We start from the raw sequence: 22,233 nt of genomic DNA, 5'->3' as shown, positions 1-22,233 counted from the left end.
ATTGAGAGCCTCCCAAATGACCATGCTCACCCTTCACAAATCACGTAAAGGAACTAAAGATCACAGCGTTGGCTGACAAGGATCAATAAGGTTCTAATTTCACTCAATTTGTAAGTCGATGATGCAAAATGATCAAAAATGCTATTAATAATTAATATTGTTACCATAGATAGATAAAGATCGAAACATTATTCTTTTTGTCGGATTATATTCATCATCGGCAAAGGATGAAATAAAAATAAATTTGATTTACTTATTAATTTTCTGACTGGCACTTAAAGTATGAACCAGCCGCACAATACAGGGGCCGCTTGTTGAGCAAAATCTATCAGTGAACCCATTTACAGGTCCATTCCCTAAGAAAAGACGATCATTTGGTTATGATGTTCAGTCGCTCGACCAACAGATCCGCAGTCATAGTTGACACTATTTAAAAGTGTACTGAAATTAGCTCAGCTTTCCAGGATGCGCCTGAGTGAAACCACAGCGGCTGAGGTTCGGTTTTCAACTCCCATCTTCCCGAAGATCCGGTCGAGATGCTTGTTCACCGTGCGAGGGCTCATATCCAGGATCGAGGCGATTTCCTTGTTGGACTTGCCGTTGGCGATCCAGATCAAGACTTCGGCTTCGCGTCCCGTCAAATCGAAGGCGTCCTTCAGGATTTCGGAAGGGACGCTGTCCGAGACATCCGATACACGCAGCAAATGTTCACCTGCGCTGATGTTGCCGGCATAGGTGAAGCGCAGCTCCCGGCCTTTGACACGGGCGATCAGTTCTTCCTCCTTCTGCGCAGCCTTGCCCTTCGGCAACAGGTAGAGGCGCAACCAGTCGACAGCGGTCTCGGGGAGCTGACCGGAAGCGGCGGCGTCCTCGGCCGTGCCCGTTCCAAGAAGCGCGGAGGCTTGCGGCGTCGCCCAGCACACCGCCCCGGACAGGTCTACCGACATAAGGTGACGCCCGGAAGCATCTAGCGCCACATGGGCGCTGCGTGAATTCCGGGCGTTGGAAATATGAACACGCAGGCGGGCAATCAGTTCGTCAGGGTTGACCGGCTTGGTGACATAGTCGACGCCGCCTGCCTCCAGGCCCATGACGATATGCTCCGTCTCGCTCAATCCGGTCATGAAAAGGACCGGCACATCCCGAAGGTCTTCCAGTGCCTTCAGGCGTTTGCTGGTCTCGAACCCGTCAAGCTCCGGCATGATCGCGTCCATGAGGATCGCGTTGGGGATGACGCGGGCTGCTATCTCAATCGCTTTTCGGCCACTTTGCGCCAGCAGCACGGTAAAGCCGGCCTCCTCCAGAGCATCCGAAAGCATGCCCAGGGAAGAAGGTGTGTCGTCGACCAGCAGCACCGTTTCGGCCTGACTAGGAGCACTCATGATCATGTCCGAGCCTTTCCAGAAGCTTGTCGTATTGTGTGAGATCGAATTCCTTGATGAGACCCCGCATGTGATGGACAAAGTCCGCCGCATGCGGTTCATGCGCCTCGATGTCGTCGAGTTTGGCCTTGATGCCCCGCACATAGCCGACGTCACTCAGCTGTTTCAAAATGCCGAGGCTTTCCTCCGACGGCAGACGGGCCTTCTCGAATATCGCTCTCCCTGACGATCGCAAACCGTCAACCGGTGGTGCTGCCATGGCAGCGTCCGTGCGCCAGACGAGTTTCAATGCCAGTTGAAGCTTGTCCTGCAATTCCTGCAGCCTCACGGGCTTCACCAGGTAATCGTCATGATAGATCCTGTGCACCGGGTCTCGGCCGCTGTCATCCGCATTGGCGGAAATCATGATGATGACCGCGTCGCCAAATCCGCTTTCCCGCAATTTTCGGGCAAGGTTCCAGCCGCTCATGCCCGGCATGCTGATATCAAGCAGAAAGGCGTCGGGACGTTCGTCCTCTACCATCGCCAGGCAAGAACGGCCGCCGGCGGCCGACAGAACCTTGAACCCAAGCGGCGACAGGAAATCCCTGATGAGCGCTCTCTGGGCAGGGTCGTCATCCACCACCATGATCGTCTGGATCGGACCTTGGTATCCGAGAATACGTTTTTCCGCCCGTCCCGCCTGGATCGGCGCCTCCGCAGCACTCAACAGCATGCGGACCTTGAATGTACTGCCAAGACCGGGCGTGCTTGAAACCTGGATATCGCCCCCCATCACCTCGCTCAAAAGCTTGGTGATCGTCAGACCCAGCCCTGTTCCGGGAACAGCCTCCTTGCCGTCTTCCTCGATACGTTCGAACGGATTGAAGATCCGCTCGAGATTTTCCGGAGCGATGCCTATGCCGCTATCGACAACCGCAAATTCCGCAACCTGGCTATGGTAGGACACCTTCAGTTTGACGCTGCCTGTGTCCGTCCATTTGATCGCGTTCGACAGCAGGTTGATCAACACTTGGCGCAAACGCTTCTCATCACCGAACACGAAGACAGGTAGGTTTTCCGCCGGTTCAAAAAGGAAGCGCAATTCCTTGGCGTCTGTCTGCAGGCGGAACATGTCGACGGTCTGCGCCAGGAATTCATGCAGATTGAAGCGTTCCCGGTAGATGGTGAGATGCCCGGCCTCGATCTTGGAGATATCCAGAAGACCTTCGATCAGCCCGGCGAGGTGATCGGCCGAATGCTGGATCACTTTCACGGCGTCGCGCCTGTGGGCCGGGATCGCCGGGTCCTTGCGCATCAACTGGGCATAGCCGGAAATAGCATTCAGCGGCGAGCGCAGTTCGTGGCTGATCCCCACCACATAGCGGCTCTTGGCTTCGTTCGCGGCCTCCGCCGTTTCCTTTGCCTTCTGCAGCTTGGCGTCAGTGCGCTTGTGCGCCCGAATTTCCTTCATCAGAAGACTGGTCTGGCGCCTTGTTTCCTCATTGGCGAATTTCCGGCTCTCGTGGACGAGAACGAACAGCCAGGCCATGACACCCGAGGTGATCAGAAGAATAAAGAAGACCTGGGTCAAAGCCCTGGCAACGCCTTCGCTTCCCGCTCCAGGCGAAATGGTTTCCGCTTCGAGATAGACCAGTGACAGGATTGCCCCGAGCGAGGCGGTGATCAGGATCATGAGACTGAAATACAGCCCGATCCGAGAACTCATCCAGCCGGCGATCCGGTCCGGAAGGATCGAATGAAGCAGAACGCCGACCTGGTCGGCAATGCGCGCCTCCTGTTTGCAGTCGTCCTCGCAGCGCGCATCGAGTGAGCAGCAGAGCGAGCAGATCGGCCCAGAGTAGACCGGACAGTGGGCCATATCCTCGTGTTCGAAAGTGTGCTCGCAAATGCAGCACTGAATGTCGGGGGGCCGCTCTCCGTCGGCAGTTGCAGCCCTCACGGGCTCACGGGCGATATAATATTTGCCGCCGGTCGCATAGGCGATCAGCGGGGCAAGAAGTATAGCGGTAAAAAGGGCGATGTAGCTTGCCAGCGCATGGGCGGTCTGGCCGAACACGCCGGAATAGGCAATCAGGGCGATCAGGCTTGCCGCGCCCATCGAGCCTAGGCCGACCGGATTGATGTCATAGAGGTGGGCGCGCTTGAACTCGATGTGTTTCGGGCTGAGCCCGAGCGGCTTGTTGATGACGAGATCGGCGAAGATCGCGCCGATCCAGGCAACGGCAACCACGGAATAAAGGCCGAGCGTGCGTTCCAGCGCCTTGTAGACACCAAGCTCCATAAGCGCGAGCGCAATCGACACATTGAAGACCAGCCACACCACCCTGCCCGGGTGGCTGTGAGTGAGGCGGGAGAAGAAATTCGACCAGGCAATGGAGCCGGCATAGGAGTTGGTCACGTTGATCTTGACCTGGCAGACAATCACGAAGAGCCCCGTCAGGGCGACGGCCACTTCCGGCGACGTGGCCTTGGTGAAGGCGACCAGATACATGTGCGTCGGCTCGATTGCCTTGTCCGGGCTAAGGCCGCTCTGCAGCGCCAGCACCACAAGAAACGACCCCAGAAGCAGTTTCACCGCGCCGATGAGGATCCAGCCAGGGCCTGCGGCCAGCAGGGCAAACCACCATTTCAGCCGTTGTCCCCGACGCTGACGCGGCAAAAACCTCAGAAAATCGACCTGTTCGCCAATCTGCGCGATCAGCGAGAACAGAACGGCGCTTGAAGCCCCGAACAGAAGGAGACTGAACCGACCGCCTTCGTCCCCGAGCCGGCCGGAAAAACTCTGCCAGTCGTCCAGCGGGGCCACGCCCTGCCATGCCAGGAAAGCAAACGGCAGGATCTGCAACACGATCCAGAGTGGCTGGGTGTAGATCTGCAGCCGGCTGATCAGGGTGATGCCGTAGATCACCAATGGAATGACCACAAGCGTACACAGGAGGTAGCCGATATTGAGCGGCACCCCGAGAAACAGCTCCAGCGCGGTCGCCATAATGGCCGCCTCAAGGGCGAAGAAGATGAAAGTGAAACTTGCGTAGATGAGCGACGTTACCGTCGATCCGATGTAACCGAACCCGGCACCGCGGGTGAGCAGGTCGATATCCACGCCGTATTTAACGGCGTGATAGGCAATCGGAAGGCCGGTGATGAAGATGATCAAGCAGACGACGGCAATCGACGAAACAGCATTCGTGAAGCCGTAGTTGTAGGTGACCGCTGCGCCGATCGCCTCGAGGGCCAGGAAGGAAATCGCGCCCAGTGCGGTGTTGGCAACCCAGACCGGTGACCAGCGACGGGCGCTTTTGGCGGTGAAACGGAGCGCAAAGTCCTCCAGGGTCTGGTTAGCGACCCACTGATTGTATGTTCTCCGCAGGCGTACAACCCGCTGATGACTACCCATCGCCCATCACCACCTTGACCGCCGGAACCGGCGTGCCAGCCCACTCATTGTGCATCGCATCTATTTTTCATGCACATTTTTGTTCAAGATTTGCGACCTCCCCGCGAATTGATCGGTAAACACCGATCACCCTTCTTCCCAGCAATTTCTATGCCTTATTCAGGTAATATTCGAATATCAGAATGCCTCCACTCTCAAGAATTGAGTATTACGGTTCACGACTTACCTGAGGACGTATTTTCCAGTTTTTTGATTATGATTTTATTGCAAACATGGAAGTCTTTCACATGCCGCAGCTCAGAGAAATAAGTCAAATAACCCACAGCAACTGACGCATTGCGGCACTGCACAATTCCAGACGAGCCTTGGATGCATGCGGAGGAGCTTCACGGCGCTCTGCTTCAACCTCAACCTCAGAGGGGTCCAGAGAATGAAACGTCTGAAAGACTTGATTGATCACCGGCTGTCCCGCCGATCCGTGCTGTCAGGCACAGCTGCCGCAGCAATGCTGGCCACTGCCAGCACATTCGCACCTGCCTTTGCCGACGACGTCAACACGACCGGGCTTGCTGTAACCGATGACACCGTGAAGGTCGGCATCCTGCACTCCGTCACAGGAACCATGGCGATTTCCGAGACAGGGTCCGTACAGGCGGAAAAGCTTGCCATCGAGCAGATCAACGCCATGGGCGGCGTGCTCGGACGCAAGATCGAATACATTCAGGAAGACGGCGCGTCCGACTGGCCGACCTTTGCTGAAAAGGCGAAGAAACTGCTGGTGAACGACAAGGTCGCGGCCGTTTTCGGGTGCTGGACATCCGCATCGCGCAAGGCCGTGCTGCCCGTCTTCGAGCAATACAACGGCATGCTCTACTATCCGACCTTCTATGAAGGCCTGGAGCAGTCGCCCAACGTGATCTACACCGGCCAGGAAGCAACCCAGCAGATCATCGCCGGCATTGACTGGGTCGCCAAGGAAAAGGGCGCCAAGAGCTTCTATCTGCTCGGTTCCGACTATATCTGGCCGCGGACATCCAACAAGATCGCCCGCAAGCATATCGAGAAGCTTGGCCTGAAGGTCGTCGGCGAAGAGTATTATCCGCTCGGCCATACCCAGTTCAACTCGGTGATCAACAAGATCAAGCTGAAGAAACCGGACGTGATCTACGCCATCGTCGTGGGTGGGTCCAACGTTGCCTTCTACAAGCAGCTGAAGGCTGCCGGCATCGACATGACCAAGGAAAAGCCGCTTCTTCTGACCATCTCGGTAACCGAGGATGAAATCCGCGGCATCGGCGGCGAGAACATCGAAGGCGCTTACGCCGCGATGAAATACTTCCAGTCCCTCGACAACGAAAACAACGCCGAATTCGTCAAATCCTTCAAGGAAATGTGGGGCGATGACATCGTCATCGGCGACGTGACCCAGGCTGCCTATCTCGGCCCCTGGCTCTGGAAGGCAGCGGTTGAAAAAGCCGGCAGCTTCGACATCGACAAGGTGCGTCTTGCCTCCCCGGGCATCGAACTCACCACTGCGCCGGAAGGCTATGTCCGCGTCCATGAAAACCATCACCTGTGGTCCAAGACCCGGATCGGTCTTGCCAAGCCGGACGGCCAGTACGAGCTGGTTTACGAGACGACCGACCTGATGGAACCGGATCCGTTCCCGGAAGGCTACCAATAAGCCTCCGTTAATTCCCCCAGGGATGGAAACGCCCTTTCAGAAAACGGGCACACAAGGGGCGCTGCGTGGATGCAGCCTGCGCAGCGCCCGTCCCCTTCGTTTCAAACCCTCATTCACAGCAGGGGCAGTGGCACAGCGCCTTCGCCCCGTAGCATGGAGACGCGCGCAATGTTCGCCGATTATTCATGGACGGAACTCGGGTCCATATTCGCCATGCAGGGTTTCGCCGGACTGATCCTGTTTTCCGTTTTCGTCCTGATGGCCCTGGGTCTTGCAATTATTTTCGGCCAGATGGGCGTCATCAACATGGCTCACGGCGAGTTCATGATCCTCGGCGCCTATGTCACCTATCTCTGCTCCAATATCGTCGAGACCTATATTCCGTCCCTATTCGGCATCTACTTCTTCTTCGCCATGGCGCTGGCCTTTGTCGCAGCAGGCGCGCTCGGAGCTCTCGTCGAATGGTCTCTCATAAGGCACCTGTACAAGCGTCCGCTCGATACCCTGCTGGCCACCTGGGGTCTGAGCCTCATCCTTCAGCAGGCCTACCGGTCGATCTTCGGAGCACGTGAGGTCGGCGTCAGCCTGCCGAACTGGCTGCTCGGTTCCGTGCCGCTGACGGACATCATCGAAATTCCGATCAACGGCATCTTCGTCATGGTGCTGACGCTGGTCATTGCCATCGGCGTCTATTTCATCCTGTTCCGCTCGCGAATGGGCATGCAGACCCGCGCGGTGGTCCAGAACCGCGTCATGGCCGGCGCTGTCGGCATCAACACCGAAAAGGTCGACCGGCACACTTTCGCCCTTGGCTGCGGCATTGCCGGCATTGCGGGCAGCGCCTTCACCATGATCGGCTCAACCGGCCCCACCGCCGGACAGCTTTATATCGTCGACACCTTCCTGATCGTCGTTTTCGGTGGCGCTGCAAGCCTGCTCGGAACGATCGCGTCTTCCTTCGCCATCAGCCAGGCCCAGTCGACCATGGAGTTCTTCCTTTCAGGTTCCATGGCAAAGGTCCTCACCCTACTGACCGTCGTCGGGATCCTGATGCTGCGTCCCGAAGGTCTCTTCTCCCTGAAAATCCGTCGCTGAGGTGTTCCGATGACACATGTGAAATCCCTGCTGTCTCGACAGGAACTGATCGGACTGCTGGTCGTCGCCGCGCTGATCTTCGTTGTGATGCCTCTGTCGATGGACATCTTCCGCCTCAACCTGTTCGGCAAATATCTGACCTATGCCTTCGTCGCCATCGGGCTGGTGCTGTGTTGGGGCAAGGGCGGCATCCTGAGCCTCGGGCAAGGCGTTTTCTTCGGCCTGGGCGGCTATTGCATGGCCATGTACCTGAAGCTGGAGGCCTCCACACCGGAAGCGACCGCGATCCAGTCCACCCCGGGCATTCCCGACTTCATGGACTGGAACCAGATCACGAGCCTGCCCTGGTTCTGGGAGCCCTTCAACAGCCTGACATTCACGCTGCTGGCCATCCTCGTCATTCCCACGCTCTTCGCCTTCGTTATCGGTGCGGCGATGTTCAAGCGCCGGGTCGGCGGGGTCTATTTCGCCATCATCACCCAGGCTATTGCGGCCATCCTGACGATCCTGATCATCGGCCAGCAGGGTTATACCGGCGGCGTCAACGGCATCACGGATCTCAGAACCCTCAAGGGATGGGACATCCGCACCGACGAGGCCAAATACGTTCTCTACTATGTCAACGGAGGTCTTCTGATCGCTGTCCTGCTGCTGAGCCAGTTCGTTCTCAAGAGCAAGCTCGGCCGTCTGCTGGTGGCCGTCAGGGACAAGGAGGACCGGGTCCGGTTTTCCGGTTACGACGTCTCCAACATCAAGATCTTCGTCTTCTGTTTCGCGGCTGTCCTGTCTGCCATAGGCGGCGCCATGTTTACCCTGCAAGTCGGGTTCATGTCTCCGTCCTTCGTGGGCATCGTTCCGTCCATCGAGATGGTCATCTTCTGTGCGGTCGGCGGCAGGCTTTCCATCTTCGGCGCGGTTTACGGAACACTGCTGGTGAACTGGGCGAAGACCACCTTTTCCGAAATCTTCCCCGAATTGTGGCTCTTCGGCCTGGGCGGTCTCTTCATCGCCGTGGTCCTGGTGTTCCCGAACGGTTTGTCCGGCCTCTATCGCAGCTACCTGGCACCGCTTGTCGACCGGCTGATTTCACGGGGCGGGAGCTCCTACCCGCCGGAACCCGCCAGCCCTCCGCCTGATCTTGACGGCGAAGCCAACGCAAAGCCAGCCGAGTAGGAGACCCACATGAACACCATCAGCAACAACACCGACTTCCTGCTGTCCATCGAAAGCCTGTCTGTTTCCTTTGACGGCTTCAAGGCAGTGAACGACCTGAACCTTTACGTCGACGAGAATGAGATCCACGTCATCATCGGGCCGAATGGCGCGGGCAAGACAACGGTTCTCGATCTGATCTGCGGCCGCACCAAGGCGACTGCAGGCTCAATCAAGTTCCGCAAAAAAGAACTGACCCAGTTGCGCGAGCACGAGATCGTGCGCGAGGGGGTCGGCCGCAAGTTCCAGAACCCGTCCATCTATGAAGATTTGACGGTCTTCGAGAACCTGGAGCTTTCCTTTCCCCGCGGCCGGAGCGTCTTCGGTGCCCTCACCTTCAAGCGCGATGCGGAGGTGACGACACGCGTGCGCGAGATTGCCGAAATGGTGTTCCTCGACGCGCTCCTGAACATGCAGGCGGCCCTTCTCAGCCACGGCCAGAAGCAGTGGCTGGAGATCGGCATGCTGCTGATCCAGGACCCGGAGCTTCTGATGCTCGACGAACCTGTCGCCGGCATGAGCGTCTCGGAGCGCAAGCAGACCGCGAAGCTTCTCAACGAAATCACCAAGGGACGGTCGGTGATGGTGGTCGAACACGACATGAAATTCGTCGAGGACATCGCCCACCGCGTCACCGTCCTGCACCAGGGCAAGATCCTCTCGGAAGGGTCCATGGCCAAGGTGCAGGCCGACCCCAAGGTCATCGACGTCTATCTCGGCCACTAGGAGGCGACCATGCTCAATGTTGCACAATATCACGTCGCCTACGGCCAGAGCGAAGTCCTGCACGGCCTGGACTTCACGGTCGCGCCGGGAGAGATCATCGCCATCATGGGTCGCAATGGCATGGGCAAGACCACGCTGATGAAATCCCTGATGGGGATCGTGCCCACCAGCAACGGCGCTGCCGCTGTCGACGGCGTCGATATCACCACCATGAAGAGCTACGAGCGCGTCTCCAAGGGCATCGCCTATGTCCCTCAGGGGCGGATGATCTTTCCGACCATGACGGTGCAGGAAAACATCGAGACCGGACTGACGATCAGCGGCCGAAGCAAGGTTCCCGGCGACATCTACGATCTGTTTCCTGTCCTGCTCGACATGAAGGGTCGCCGCGGCGGCAATCTTTCGGGCGGTCAGCAACAGCAGCTGGCGATTGCCCGGGCATTGGCGACCAATCCGAAGGTCCTTCTGCTGGACGAACCGACCGAAGGCATTCAGCCGTCGATCATTCGCGAGATGGGCCGTGTCCTGAAACGTATTCGCGACGAGCGCGGGCTTTCCATTGTGGTGTCCGAACAGGTTCTGTCCTTCGCCCTCGACGTCGCTGACCGGGTGCTCGTCCTGGAAAACGGACGCCTTGTCCATGACGAACCCCGGGCCAGCGTCGACGAGGAGAAAGTTTCCGCGTTTCTGTCCGTCTAATCCGCCCATCCCGTTCAACAGCGCGCACTTTTCAGGTGCATATCCAGAGGAGAACCCCATGGCAGATACTCTTATTTCGGTAGATTTGAGCGAGTCGCCGCATACCAACGAAAAGGTCCACAACCGCTGGCATCCGGATATTCCGATGGCGGTCTGGGTGGAGCCGGGTGACGACTTCAAGATCGAGACCTATGACTGGACCGGCGGTCAGATCAAGAATGATGACGATGCGGCGGATGTGCGCGATGTCGAACTGGAACAGGTTCACTACCTCTCCGGACCGATTGGCGTCAAAGGGGCCGAGCCGGGCGATCTTCTGGTCGTCGATATTCTCGACATCGGCGCCAAGGAAGAAATGCTCTGGGGCTTCAACGGCTTCTTCTCCAAGCAGAACGGCGGCGGGTTCCTGACAGAGCATTTCCCGGAGGCCCAGAAATCCATCTGGGACATCGAAGGCATGTTCACCCGGTCCCGCCACGTGCCAGGCGTCAGCTATGCCGGCCTGATCCACCCGGGCCTGATCGGCTGCCTGCCGGACCGCAAGATGCTGGACACGTGGAACAGCCGCGAAAAAGAACTGTTCGACACCGATCCCGACCGCGTTCCGGCACTTGCTGCCCTGCCGAACACCCAGTCGGCGCATATGGGGCAACTGAAAGGTGAAGCAAAGGACCAGGCAGCAGCCGAAGGCGCACGGACCGTTCCCCCGCGCGAACATGGCGGCAACTGCGATATCAAGGATCTGTCGCGCGGGTCGAAGATCTATTTCCCGGTCTATGTGGACGGTGCCGGTCTCTCCATGGGCGACCTGCATTTCAGCCAGGGCGATGGTGAAATCACCTTCTGCGGCGCGATTGAAATGGCCGGTTGGCTGCACATTCGGGTCAATCTGATCAAGGGTGGTGTTGCGAAATACGGCATCAAGAACCCGATCTTCAAACCCTCGCCGATCACGCCGAAGTATGACGACTACCTGATCTTCGAGGGCATTTCGGTTGATGAGGCCGGCACCCAGCATTACCTCGACGTGCACATCGCCTATCGCATGGCCTGCCTCAACGCCATCGAGTACATGAAGAAGTTCGGATACTCCGGCGCGCAGGCCTACGCCATCCTGGGCACGGCGCCTGTGCAGGGACACATTTCGGGCGTGGTCGATATTCCGAATGCGTGTGCCACCTTGTGGTTGCCGACCGACATCTTTGACTTTGACATGATGCCAGGTGCGGAAGGCCCGAAAACCTTCATCGACGGTTCCGTCGACGTTCCACTTGCCCCGGATCTCTGATCCGGCTGAGACGACGAGACGGGCCCTGCCCGTCTCGAACCCCTTCCGCCGGCAATCCGGCTCTCTGTGTTTCAGGATCAATCATGCCGACATACGATTATCTGTGCGCTTCCTGCGGCCCGCTTTCCGCCAACCGCCCGATGTCCGCTCATGCGGATCCGATCGAATGCCCGATCTGCAAGGCGGAAGCCCCGCGTGCAATCCTGCAGGCCCCGAACATGTCCGGCCTGTCCCCCAGCGACCGGGCGGCCCATCTGCGCAACGAGACGTCCCGGCACAATCCCGCCTTCTCCACCAAGTCGGATCGCGAGGACAGGAGCCGGGAGAACCGGAAGCGCCATCCTTCGGGCTGCTCCTGCTGTTCGGGGACGAAGGGAAATTTTCGCTCAAGCGCAGTCTACAAGGCCGATGGCAGCAAGACCTTTCCCAGCAAGCGTCCCTGGATGATCAGCCACTGACACAGGTTTGCGCGGACGAAAAATCAGTTTGCGATGGCATCGGTCTCGGGATCAGCGAGAGCTTTTTGTTTCTGAACAAGCAAGGTGCCCAGGCAGCCCCGCTGGAAGGGCGTTCGCTATGCGATCACCGTGGATGAAACCCGGCAGTTGCTATTGCTCGCCATGATCGTGGGGTGCAGGCCTGAGCCTCTCGAGCAGATAGCGGCTTGGCGGCTTGCCGACCATCTTTCGAAACATGGTCACGAAACTGCTGGCGCTTTCATAGCCGAGGTCCATCGCGACGGCCTGAACCGTCTGGCCGGCACTCAGATGCCGCAAGGCGAGAACAACATGCAGCTGCCGGCGCCAGCGGCCGAAACTCATGCCCACCTGTTCCGCCAGCAGACGGCTCAGGCTGCGCTCGCTGAGCGCGATGCGCGAGGCCCACTCCGCCACGGTGGCATGATCCGCAGGCGCTTCGATCAACAGGTCGGTGAGCTTCTTCAGACGCGGGTCACTGGGGATCGGGAGGCGGAGGTCTTCGACTGGCGCCACAGCCAACTCGTCGAAAATGACCGACACGATGCGGCCGTCCGGACCGTCGACATCATAGCGCTCTGGTAGCTCGTTGGCCCGCATCAGCAGGTGACGGAAAAAGCTCGACACGGTGATCGTGCAGCACTCGCTCGGCAGGTTCGAAGCCTCGGGCGGTTCGATGAACAGGGAGATCCACTCCACTTCCCCCGAGCCGAAAACAGTATGGGGCAGCCCGCCGGGAATCCACACGGCACACTGCGGCGGCACGATCCAGACAGCGTCTTCAACCTCGCAGTTGAAGACCCCACGGACCGTGAAAAGCAGTTGCGCTTTCTGATGGTGGTGCCGCGGCGATCGCTCCAGGGCCTCAAGATTGGCGACAGCGTTGGCCGCAACGAGAGCGCGAGGAACCTCATCGACATAAGAAAGCCAATCGCTCCGGACGTCTAGATACATCAAGGGCCTCGTCATGTTCTGTTTGGCCGGATCAAAACATATAATGGCAGGATTGCGCAATGACGCCATTCGCCGACTGGCGTAGTGCTTTCTGGAAGACGGGACATGGCGGCGATCATGATCGCCCTCCCCTTCAAAAGGGGCAGCACTTAACTGCCCTATCGAGCACATACGGATAGGAGTTTTAAAGTGCACGACAATAACCCGGTTCAGCTCGCACTCGCATGGCTCGTGCCAGCAGTCGGTGCCACGATCTTCGTTACGATCCAGTGCTTCTCTTATCTGAACAGCTACGTCGGCAGCGGCGGAACGATGCAGGCCACAACGTTCGACCCCGCCGCACTGTGGGGCGTATCCATATTTTACGGTGCCTGGGTTATCCCGCCGTTGCTGGCGCTCGCCCGAAGGCGTGCCACCGATTGGGCCATGCTCGGCCTCGGCGGTCTCCTTTTCATCATGAGCACGCTCGCCGGCGTCATGGACGGCTTGCGCGACGGCGGCCATCTTGTTGGCCTGGAACTGTTGGCCGTTACGCTTCCGGGCATGGTCGCACTCATCTTGTCGTGGCGGCACATCCGCTCGAATTGAAACCATCCATCCCCTTAGCGAGACGACACATGCCTTTGGACAACACGAATTTCCCGCTCGTCTGGATGAGCTATGACGAAGAGCCCGATCACGACCACGACGAAGACTTCGAGGCCCTGGAGGCGAGCTTTAGGCGCGGCACACCTTTCGTGATCTTGACCGATAACGCGCCGACCGAACACCACGAGCACAGCCCGGAAGAAAAGAAGCGCACCGTGCTGTGGATGAAGAAACACAAAGCCGAACTGCGGTCGCTCGTTCTGGCGATGATCGTGATTGAGCCGAACCTCGCCAAGCGTATGGCATTCAAGCCCTTCGGCGTGGCCTTTGCCAAATTCTGGGGCTATCCAATGAAACTCGCCTCGTCCCGCGAGGAAGGCTTGGAGATCGCGGGGAAACTGCTGTCGGAGCGCGCCGTGTCTGCAACAGGCTGACATATAACGCTGCCTTGTCCACGTCCCGCGTTCTCACCAAGAGGATGGAGCAAGAGCAACGAACGTCACATCGTTCGGCCAGAGCGCTCAGCGCCGCATGTCGCCGAATGGGCATACATCGTCTTCGAAGGGCACATGCCGTCGCCGAAACAGCGTACCGTTCACGATCTCCGGCTTGGCGATCCTGTCCATTCGGAAGTGACGAAAATCCGTACGGTTGAAATCCCAGGCCACCAGATACCAAAGCGGCGGCAGGATGAGCATGGCCTGAGGTTCGACCTCTCTGACGGTTTCAACTCCCTTGGCATCACGGTAACAGAACCTCAGATGCTGCCGTTGCAGAAATGCCGCCTCGAACGCAGGCAGCAACTCGGAATCAATTGAACCCAGATTTGAAATATCCTGCCGGGGTGACAGTTGCCCCACATACAGGCAGTCCAGAAGCCGACGCAGATCACGCACCTTGTCGCCGGCAAGCGCCTTTTCGATCTTGGCGAGGCCTGAATCGGCAAGATCGGAAAAGGGAAGAGATCGGGCCGCTCGCATCGACGCCACGCTGATAATCAGCGCAAATACTTCAACCACCGAGAGACGCGCTGTGGTCTGCATCGATGCCGGATCAAGTTGCAGCCCGCCACCCCGACCGGACTCCGAATGAATGACGAAGCCCTGGTCGCGCAGCGCACCGATATCGCGCAGCACCGTTCGCCGGGACGCCCCGATTTCCTGCGCAAGACTATCGACTGTTGAGGTTCCGTTGCGCCGCAGGATGCGGACAATGGCGTCGTGTCTGAGACGGATGTTCATTTGCCCAAGGTATCGCTTTCGGTGACAAAATTTGGCACCGAATTACCTTAAGCGGGTCGTGTCAACTCAACAAGGAGAGTGAACATGACATCCCAGGACCAAGCCCGAGCCATCTCTTCGAAACCGGTCATCGTCAATCCTTCCCACCTTAACGACCCAACGCCAAATGGCTACAGCACGGCCCTCATCACCCCTGCGTCCGGTCGGCTCGCCTTCATCTCCGGTCAAGGTGGACAGGACCAGACCGGCACACTTTCGCCGGACTTCGGTGAGCAGGTAAAACAAGCCTATGCAAACCTTGCCGCTGTAATCGAGGCACTCGGTGCCCATCCGGATCAAGTCGTGAAACTGACCGTATTCGTGGTCGACCACGATATGTCCAAACTGGGCGTGTTGACGGAGAATGTGACCCGGATGTTTGGTGCCGGACTTCCAGCACAAACACTGGTACCGGTACCAAAGCTTGCCATCGACCCCATGCTTTTCGAGGTTGAGGCTGTGGTTCATCTGGACTGATTATCCGGTTGAAGTCCGCCACCCCGGCGCCTGGGCAGCACCGCCTGGTCAGAGGTGGGATCAATGTCGCCGCTTCGCCGCAGGTTAAGGGGCGTCCGGAGTGTCCATGCTCCGTTGGCAATTATAGCATTTTCAATGCGCATAAACAACGCGCATTGAAAATGCGTGAGAAAGGGACTACCTTCTGCTTTCAGGATCTGAATGGTTTGGAAGCACAATGGCACGCGTTCACGCCCGCAAGGCGACGAATTTGACGATTGATATGTCCCTGGTCGGTTCGGCGAAGGATTTGGGCGTGAATATCTCCCAGGCGGCCGAGGAAGGCATCCGGCGTGCCGTATCGCAAGCCCGTGCGGACCGCTGGAAACAGGAAAATCAGGCGGCTTTGAACAGCTCCAACGACTTTGTCGATCAACACGGTTTGCCGCTCGAAACAAGCCGCCTGTTTTAATGGCCAGAAATCAGCTCTACCGGATGAAGCCGGATCGCGTCCTGGTGCTGGACGTGCAGGCCGACCTTCTGGAAAGTCTGAACACACGTGTCGTGGTGCCGCTATTGCCAAAGTCACGCGCCCCGACCCCCGCAGCCTACCTGAACCCGGTATTCCGTTGGGAGGGCGAGGACTACGTCATGGCAACCCAATTTCTCGCTGCCGTGTCAGTGTCCCAACTGGGGGATCCTCTCGGAAGCCTTGACGAGAACTTCGCCGAAATCACGCGAGCGCTGGACACCCTGTTTCAGGGCTTCTGACCGTCGCCGAAGCAAGGTGCGTCGGCGCCCAAAAAACACCATATCACTCAAGCCATTTCCACCCGGCTCTCGCTTTGGGCGTCGAAGTAGATGGCCTGATCGGTGTCATAGCCGATCCAGATGCTTTGTCCTCCTGCGGTCATTCCATGGCATGGCGCCGTGCAGCACTTCCGGTCCACCCGGCCAGAATTTGCGGATTTCGGTCAGCTCAAGGTCACGGAAGCTATCCTGATCTCATCGGATGTGAAGGGCTGACGCCCAACGTTTCTGCAGCCTCGTCCTTCCGCTTTGAAAAAAGTCTCCCGCGCCGCGAACGAAACCGCGGAGCAATCGTTGATCTAGAGACACTTGGATACCGACGTTGCAAGCCATATCTCTACGGCAGCAACATCAGCATGACGAAGACGGTGGGCACTCACACCGTGTGTGTTTGGCAGACGGACGAGGAGTTCACTATGACAGTCGGAGCCGGTCTCCCTATCATCCTGGCGGGACCGATCCTGCGCCGTGTCACGGCGAAAAGCGTTAGCCTTTGGCTCGCTGCCTCCCGGCCTTGCGACGTGCGTCTGGAACTCTTCCCGGAAGGCCAGGCTAACCTCAATCAGACATATGAAACAGGCGGCACGGACTGGCCGATCGTGAAGGCGGGGGACAGCCTTTATTATCTGCTTGTCGACATCGAGCTGGAGACATCGCTGCCCACCGACGTCCTCATTTCCTACCGCCTGAGCGTAAAGCCCACCAACAGCGCGAAGGAAGCCTGGCAGGATCACACGGTTTGGGCATCCGACCTTTGCTATCCGGGACGCGACCTGCCTTGTTTCAAAGTGCCCGACCGCATTACGTCCCTTTTGCACGGGTCCTGCCGCAAACCGCATGCGCGCACCCGGGACGGCCTGGTCGGAGCCGATGAACTCCTGCGCCAGGCCCTTGATTGCACGAAGGCAGAAGCTTCCGACGCCCCCGCCCTGCCGTCGCTGATCGTCATGAGTGGTGACCAGATTTATGCCGACGACGTTGCCGGACCCATGCTCCAGGCCGTCAGTCTGCTGATTGAAAAGCTGGGCCTTGCCGACGAACCCCTGGACGGCGCCGAGCCGGGCCTGCCGGCTTCCGGCAGCGCGCTGCGAGAATCCGGCAACCTGCTTTACCGCCGCGACAAGCTTCTTCCCCGGGTCTACAAGGACAAGACCGTGTTCGACGTCTTGTTCGGCGGCACGGAGAAGCCTGTTTTCACTACCCAGCACGCCCGCAACCACCTCGTCACACTCGGCGAGATGCTGGCCATGTATCTGCTCGTCTGGTCGCCTGCCCCATGGCAGGACATGCCGGAGCTGAAACAACCGGAGGATCTGGAGGCCGACGACGCGGCAATGTATGCCGAAGAAACGGAAACGCTGAAGGAATTCCGGGCCGATCTGCCCGCCTGCAGGCGGGTGATGGCACATCTTCCCACAGCGATGATTTTCGACGATCACGACATTACGGACGACTGGAACCTGTCGCTAGCCTGGGAGCAGGCCGCCTACACCCATCCGCTGTCGCGACGGGTGATCGGCAATGCCCTTATTGCCTATGCGCTCAACCAGGCCTGGGGAAACCGGGCGCCGTCCATCAGTCCAGACATCATTCCCAGCGTGGAGGCTGCGCTTGACGCTCCGGGGTCAGAGGCACATGAAACAGCGATCACCCGGTTGCTTGAATACGAGCAATGGGACTTTCAGTGGCAGACGTCGCCGCCGCTCATCGTTCTGGACACGCGCACGCGCCGCTGGCGCTCCGAACGCGACGCGAGCAATCCGTCCGGCCTTCTGGACTGGGAGGCGGTCACGGACCTTCAGACCCACCTGAAAGGCAAGGATGCAGTTCTTCTCGTATGCGCGGCCCCGATCTTTGGCGTCAAGCTGATCGAAACGGTGCAGAAGCTGTTCACACTTGTGGGCAAGCCGCTGACGGTGGATGCGGAATACTGGATGGCCCACCCGGGAACCGCCAGCGCAATCCTGAACGTGTTCACTCACCGGGGCACACCCCAGCATTTCGTCATCCTGTCGGGCGACGTGCACTACTCGTTCGTTTATGATGTCGAATTGCGGCAGTCGGCACCGAAACTTTCCGGCGTGGTCGGCGACGGACCCAAGATCTGGCAGATCTGCAGCAGCGGCATCAAGAACAAGTGGCCGGACAAGCTGATCGATATCCTCGACCGTGGCAACAGATGGGCGTTTTCGCCTCGCTCACCCCTGAACTGGTTCACCAAGCGCCGCGGCATGCGCGTCATCCCGCGTAAGCCCGTTGGCACACCACATGGCCGCCGCCTCCTGAATGCGTCTGGGATCGGGCTTGTGGAGCTGGATGAAACGGGTGCGCCCGTCGACATTCACGAGGTCATGCCAGACGGCTCACTTGTGTCGTTCGAGCGCCGGGAAGCGGAGGCCCGCGAAGACTGAAGCTTGCCGACGCAAGCTTTTTTCGTCAGCGCGTCATCGCCATGAGCGCACTTCCACCCATCATGAAACCACCGCCTGCATATCCCATTCGCCGCCGGGCCAGGCGACTACGAAAGATATTGCGCGCGCGAGCTGCGATAACAGCGTAGCCGGTCAGAAAAACAACGACGACAAGGCTGGAGGTTATCGTCAGTATCGCGAGCTGGACCGCCAGATCGCGTGCGGGGTCGATAAACTGCGCAAGGAAGGCCATGTAAAAGACGATGGCCTTGGGATTGAAAATGGCCGTCACAGTTCCGGCCCAGAAGCTGGCCCAGGGTGAGCCTGCCTGCACGGAGGCTTCATGGCTCCCGCCGTCGCGGCGCGCCTCGCGAATCTGGCTGTACCCCAGCCAGGCGAGATAGAGAACACCTGCCCATTTCACCGTCTGGAACAGAAGTGTAGACGCGGCCAGAATTGCGCCGACCCCGGCAAAGGACAGACCCGTCAGAATGATGCTTCCAACCACATCGCCAACAATGCACATCATTGCCGCGGTCTTCCCCCGCATGAGGGTTTGACCCACCACGAGCATCACGCTCGGCCCGGGAATGATGGTCAGAATGACACAGGCAAGTGTGTAGGCAAGCCAGGTTTCCAGAGACACGTTCAACTCTCCCTTGGGGTCAGGCAGCGGCGGGTTGCGGCAAGAGGTAGTGAGGCGAGGAGCGCGGCACACCCGATTAGGAGTATGCCAGCCAGATCCGCCCTGTCTGGCATATCCGCGAAGAAGACAATACCCCAAACCACCGCGAAAACGAGATAACCGTTGTCGAAGACCCCGATCAAAGGGGCCGGTGCCAATTGGTAGGCACAAGCCACGGCCACCGTGATGATTGCAAGCAGCAGTCCCAGCAGGATCAGAAGACCCCACGCCGGCCCAGAAAGATCTGGCCAGGCGTTCAGCAGGAACCCTGCGCCGTCAGGGACGGACACGAGGTGAAGCACTGCTACATAGGCACCGCCAGAAACGGCAAGCACGAGGTTCAGGTTGAACGCCAACGCAAGCGGAGTCTCGTAGCGACATCTGGCGAAGGTGATGACCGCCGCAAGGGCATAAAAGAATCCCGCCAGCAAGGGCAGAACCATCACGGGAGAAACGTCCCCAGCGCCCGGCCGCAGCAGGATAACCACACCCGCCAGCCCAAGGAGAATGGAGACGCCGCTTTTCACGCTGACAGGCTTGCCGAGAAGAACCGACGTCAGAACGGCCATCCACATGGGCGAGGTGTAGTAGCAGGCAGCCGCCAGGGAGAGCGGCATCAGCGGCAGCGCAGCGAAGTAGAAGCCCCACATCAGGGCAAGGCACAGGCTACGGAGCCAGACCCAGATGTTGCCAGAGAGCCCCACGCGCGAAATACGCCCCCTGACAAAGAGCACGCCCGCGAGCAGACAGGCCGCAACGAACGAGCGAACCAGCAGCAGCTGACCAAGCGCAATGCCATCACTGTTCAGCTTGACCAGTGCGTCGGACAGGGACAGCAGCAGCACGGCTCCGGTAATCGAAAGGATCCCGGCGAGGAGAGGTCCACCTTGTTGTCTTGCGGAAAATAAGGATATCATTTCCTCATGGAACCATGTTTTTCACGCCTGCAAAAATGAGATTTTTCGAAAAATACATGACTGGAACGCATGAATAAGGACGACATCCCCCTGGCCCGTCTGAGGCCCTTCGAAGCTGCGGCGCGCTATGAAAGCTTCACACGCGCGGCGGAAGAACTTGGCCTGACCCAGACTGCCATCAGCCGGCAGATCGGCCAGCTTGAAGAAGAACTGGGTGTGCATCTGTTCGAGCGGCGCAACCGCGCGGTGTTTCTGACAGAGGAGGGAAAACGTCTTGGCCAGGTTGTCGGTGAGGCCTTGCGGGCCATCCGCACGGAAGTTGCCGCAATTCGCGGAACGGGCGATCCCGACACCGTTGTCCTGCGCTGCCAACTCTGCGAGGCCTTTTACTGGCTGATGCCCCGCCTCTCCGGATTTCACGCGGCACATCCGGAAATCCAGCTTCAACTTGTCAGCGCCCTGGAGCCTTTGACGGAAGCCCGCGAACCCTTCGACGTTGCCCTTCAGACCACGGGACGGGCCGCCGGAGCCGCTCGCCTGTTGTTCACCGCATCGGACGAAATTTTCCCGGTCTGCGCACCGGCTCTTCTGAAAGACCTGCCTTTGCCGCTGACACCGCAAGAGGTCTCGCGCTTCCCGCTCCTGTCGCACCGGGTCGTGCCTCAGGACTGGTTTGACTGGCCTGACTGGTACCAGGCCATCGGCGTGCCGCGGCCAACCCTTTACAAAACCATTTACTTCGACAGCTATCCGCTGGTGCTTCAGGCGGCTGTCGCCGGACAGGGTGTCGCCCTTGGCTGGGCACGCACGGTGGGCGGCCTCATTGAAGAAGGCAAGTTGTGTTCGCTCTGCGACATCACCCTGAAAAGACCGAGCGAAATCTCGGTCTACCGGGGCACAAAACAGTCGCGGCACGGGGCCGTCGACCAATTGATCGCTTGGCTCCGCACAGAATTGACGTGAGCTGAAAGTGCTGAAAATGGCCCCCGCGTCGCCGTCGCCGGTTGCAGGGGCCAGCAGGCCACGCGCTAGGCGTTTTCCGCGCAATAGGAAATGAACATGTCGACGTTTTCGGGCGAACCGAAGATCAGCGGTATGTTCTGGTGCAGGCTTTCCGGCAGCAGATCCAGAATAGGCGTCTGTCCGTCCGTCGCCTTGCCGCCGCCCTGCTCTATCAGGAACGCGATCGGTATGGCTTCATAGATCAGGCGCAGCCGGCCGTTTTCAAACCCTGGGCGCTGATCGCCAGGATAGAAGAACAATCCGCCCTGGAGCAGAATCCGGTGAAACTCTCCGACTGCCGAGGCAAACCAGCGCATGTTGTAGTTTTCACCGAGCCGCCCCTCCTTGCCCTTGAGAACATCTTCGGAGAACCGCTTGACCGCATCCGGCCAGTGGCGAGCATTGGAGGCGTTGAAAGCCAAAGTGCGGGACCTTGCCCGTACCTGGTGATTTTCCCGCAACATCCTGAAGGCGCCCGCAGCCCTGTCAAAAACAGCAAGGTGGAGGCCATTGCCCAGGCTGAACCCAAGATCTGTCGAATGTCCGAAGGAGACATAGCCGGCCGCAACGACGGACCGCCCCGTGCACATAAAACCTTGTTCGGATGCCGGCAGGATCGAAAACAGCGTCCCCAGCGGTGCGCCCGTGCCGATGCTGCCGGACCCGTCGATGGGGTCGATGGCAACGTCCAGCGTGCCTTCCGGATTGAGAAGGATGATCTCTTCCGCTTCTTCGGAAAGCAGCTGGCGGACACCAGCGGCCCGAAGCGCTTCAACCATGTGCAGATGGGCACCAACATCGAGCGCCTTTTGCCGGTCTCCGCTTTCGTTGGTGCCGACGATCTCGGCAGGGTCTCCCGGCAAACAGCCCGCAGCGAGCCTGTCTGCCAGAGCCCCGGTCGCGTCGGCAATGGCTTCCAGCACCAAAGCTGTATCTCTCGCAGCGTGTTGTCTTGCCAGATACGCCTGCAGCGTCTCGGCGTTTGTGTCCTTGTCATTCGGAAGTTTCAGCATGGTTCCTTAAATTCCCCGGGCGGGGTCATCTGTTGCGGTTGGCCCGCTCTTAATTACGTCGTTTCAGGCGTTTCCATCGCTTCGACATTGCTTGTAGCACGTCTTTTGACGCCATCTGTATCGCTTCCTGCATCTCGGAAGCAGAAAAATGCCGT

Annotated in this window: 21 protein-coding genes; 14 read left to right on the top strand and 7 right to left on the bottom strand. The window is 58.8% G+C overall.

What is annotated here, in order from left to right; translation table 11 throughout:
• Window positions 1-452: 452 nt before the first annotated feature.
• Both FMN63_RS10875 and FMN63_RS10870 read right to left on the bottom strand, forming a co-directional pair.
• Window positions 453-1,382: a response regulator transcription factor gene (locus FMN63_RS10875; protein WP_148583992.1), complete on the bottom strand. Its 930-nt coding sequence runs from the start codon at window positions 1,380-1,382 to the stop codon at window positions 453-455.
• Complete coding sequence (locus FMN63_RS10870; RefSeq protein ID WP_148583991.1) at window positions 1,369-4,782, bottom strand: hybrid sensor histidine kinase/response regulator; 3,414 nt, start codon at window positions 4,780-4,782, stop codon at window positions 1,369-1,371. The genes FMN63_RS10875 and FMN63_RS10870 overlap by 14 nt, the downstream gene beginning before the upstream one ends.
• 505 nt (window positions 4,783-5,287) lie before the next feature.
• On the opposite strand from FMN63_RS10870, the gene urtA reads away from it, so the two are divergent.
• From urtA to FMN63_RS10835, 7 genes are all read left to right on the top strand, one after another.
• Window positions 5,288-6,466 (top strand): urea ABC transporter substrate-binding protein, encoded by a 1,179-nt coding sequence (urtA, locus tag FMN63_RS10865; RefSeq protein ID WP_209001077.1) that lies wholly within the window; start codon window positions 5,288-5,290, stop codon window positions 6,464-6,466.
• A gap of 168 nt (window positions 6,467-6,634) precedes the next feature.
• On the top strand, window positions 6,635-7,561 hold the full coding sequence (gene urtB, locus FMN63_RS10860; RefSeq protein ID WP_148583989.1) for an urea ABC transporter permease subunit UrtB: 927 nt from the start codon (window positions 6,635-6,637) through the stop codon (window positions 7,559-7,561).
• 9 nt (window positions 7,562-7,570) lie between these two features.
• On the top strand, window positions 7,571-8,734 hold the full coding sequence (gene urtC / locus FMN63_RS10855; protein ID WP_148583988.1) for an urea ABC transporter permease subunit UrtC: 1,164 nt from the start codon (window positions 7,571-7,573) through the stop codon (window positions 8,732-8,734).
• A gap of 9 nt (window positions 8,735-8,743) precedes the next feature.
• The gene (urtD, locus tag FMN63_RS10850; protein ID WP_148583987.1) at window positions 8,744-9,499 is read left to right on the top strand and encodes an urea ABC transporter ATP-binding protein UrtD; all 756 of its coding nucleotides are present in this window, start codon (window positions 8,744-8,746) and stop codon (window positions 9,497-9,499) included.
• Between the two features lie 9 nt (window positions 9,500-9,508).
• Complete coding sequence (urtE, locus tag FMN63_RS10845) at window positions 9,509-10,198, top strand: urea ABC transporter ATP-binding subunit UrtE (protein WP_148583986.1); 690 nt, start codon at window positions 9,509-9,511, stop codon at window positions 10,196-10,198.
• A 58-nt stretch (window positions 10,199-10,256) separates the two neighbouring features.
• Entirely contained in the window at window positions 10,257-11,486 is a 1,230-nt protein-coding gene (gene fmdA / locus FMN63_RS10840) for a formamidase (protein ID WP_148583985.1), read from the top strand.
• A gap of 83 nt (window positions 11,487-11,569) precedes the next feature.
• Complete coding sequence (locus FMN63_RS10835; protein ID WP_148583984.1) at window positions 11,570-11,944, top strand: FmdB family zinc ribbon protein; 375 nt, start codon at window positions 11,570-11,572, stop codon at window positions 11,942-11,944.
• 150 nt (window positions 11,945-12,094) lie between these two features.
• Here the strand turns inward: FMN63_RS10835 and FMN63_RS10830 are convergent, their stop codons facing one another.
• A complete protein-coding gene (locus FMN63_RS10830; RefSeq protein ID WP_148583983.1) occupies window positions 12,095-12,916 on the bottom strand; it encodes an AraC family transcriptional regulator in 822 nt (273 codons plus the stop codon).
• A gap of 189 nt (window positions 12,917-13,105) precedes the next feature.
• Here FMN63_RS10830 and FMN63_RS10825 point away from each other — a divergent pair, with 189 nt between their 5' ends.
• Both FMN63_RS10825 and FMN63_RS10820 read left to right on the top strand, forming a co-directional pair.
• Window positions 13,106-13,504, top strand: coding sequence for a hypothetical protein (locus tag FMN63_RS10825; RefSeq protein ID WP_148583982.1), 399 nt, complete (start codon window positions 13,106-13,108; stop codon window positions 13,502-13,504).
• Window positions 13,505-13,533: 29 nt separating this feature from the next.
• Window positions 13,534-13,938, top strand: coding sequence for a hypothetical protein (locus FMN63_RS10820; RefSeq protein WP_148583981.1), 405 nt, complete (start codon window positions 13,534-13,536; stop codon window positions 13,936-13,938).
• An 87-nt stretch (window positions 13,939-14,025) separates the two neighbouring features.
• Here the strand turns inward: FMN63_RS10820 and FMN63_RS10815 are convergent, their stop codons facing one another.
• Complete coding sequence (locus FMN63_RS10815; RefSeq protein WP_148583980.1) at window positions 14,026-14,745, bottom strand: helix-turn-helix transcriptional regulator; 720 nt, start codon at window positions 14,743-14,745, stop codon at window positions 14,026-14,028.
• 84 nt (window positions 14,746-14,829) lie between these two features.
• On the opposite strand from FMN63_RS10815, the gene FMN63_RS10810 reads away from it, so the two are divergent.
• The 4 genes from FMN63_RS10810 to FMN63_RS10795 all read left to right on the top strand — a co-directional run bounded on the left by FMN63_RS10810 (window position 14,830) and on the right by FMN63_RS10795 (window position 18,461).
• A complete protein-coding gene (locus FMN63_RS10810) occupies window positions 14,830-15,261 on the top strand; it encodes a RidA family protein (RefSeq protein ID WP_148583979.1) in 432 nt (143 codons plus the stop codon).
• Window positions 15,262-15,478: 217 nt separating this feature from the next.
• Window positions 15,479-15,712 carry a type II toxin-antitoxin system CcdA family antitoxin gene (locus FMN63_RS10805; RefSeq protein ID WP_148583978.1) on the top strand — a complete coding sequence of 78 codons (234 nt, stop codon included), beginning with the start codon at window positions 15,479-15,481 and terminating at the stop codon, window positions 15,710-15,712.
• A complete protein-coding gene (locus tag FMN63_RS10800) occupies window positions 15,712-16,011 on the top strand; it encodes a CcdB family protein (protein WP_148583977.1) in 300 nt (99 codons plus the stop codon). The genes FMN63_RS10805 and FMN63_RS10800 overlap by 1 nt, the downstream gene beginning before the upstream one ends.
• A 455-nt stretch (window positions 16,012-16,466) precedes the next feature.
• A complete protein-coding gene (locus FMN63_RS10795; RefSeq protein WP_148583976.1) occupies window positions 16,467-18,461 on the top strand; it encodes an alkaline phosphatase D family protein in 1,995 nt (664 codons plus the stop codon).
• A 25-nt stretch (window positions 18,462-18,486) separates the two neighbouring features.
• On the opposite strand, the gene FMN63_RS10790 is transcribed toward FMN63_RS10795, so the two are convergent.
• Window positions 18,487-19,107: a LysE family translocator gene (locus FMN63_RS10790; protein WP_209001065.1), complete on the bottom strand. Its 621-nt coding sequence runs from the start codon at window positions 19,105-19,107 to the stop codon at window positions 18,487-18,489.
• A 2-nt stretch (window positions 19,108-19,109) separates the two neighbouring features.
• Window positions 19,110-20,063, bottom strand: a complete 954-nt coding sequence (locus FMN63_RS10785; protein WP_148583974.1) for a DMT family transporter — start codon at window positions 20,061-20,063, stop codon at window positions 19,110-19,112.
• A 69-nt stretch (window positions 20,064-20,132) separates the two neighbouring features.
• Between FMN63_RS10785 and FMN63_RS10780 the strand changes: the two genes are divergently transcribed.
• Window positions 20,133-21,026, top strand: a complete 894-nt coding sequence (locus tag FMN63_RS10780; protein WP_148583973.1) for a LysR family transcriptional regulator — start codon at window positions 20,133-20,135, stop codon at window positions 21,024-21,026.
• A gap of 65 nt (window positions 21,027-21,091) precedes the next feature.
• Here the strand turns inward: FMN63_RS10780 and FMN63_RS10775 are convergent, their stop codons facing one another.
• A complete protein-coding gene (locus tag FMN63_RS10775; RefSeq protein ID WP_148583972.1) occupies window positions 21,092-22,078 on the bottom strand; it encodes a class 1 fructose-bisphosphatase in 987 nt (328 codons plus the stop codon).
• Between the last annotated feature and the right edge of the window lie 155 nt (window positions 22,079-22,233).

It is taken from the genome of Stappia sp. BW2, assembly GCF_008107695.1.
Classification (GTDB): Bacteria; Pseudomonadota; Alphaproteobacteria; order Rhizobiales; family Stappiaceae; genus Roseibium.
This window is presented reverse-complemented; position numbering and strand designations above follow the sequence as displayed.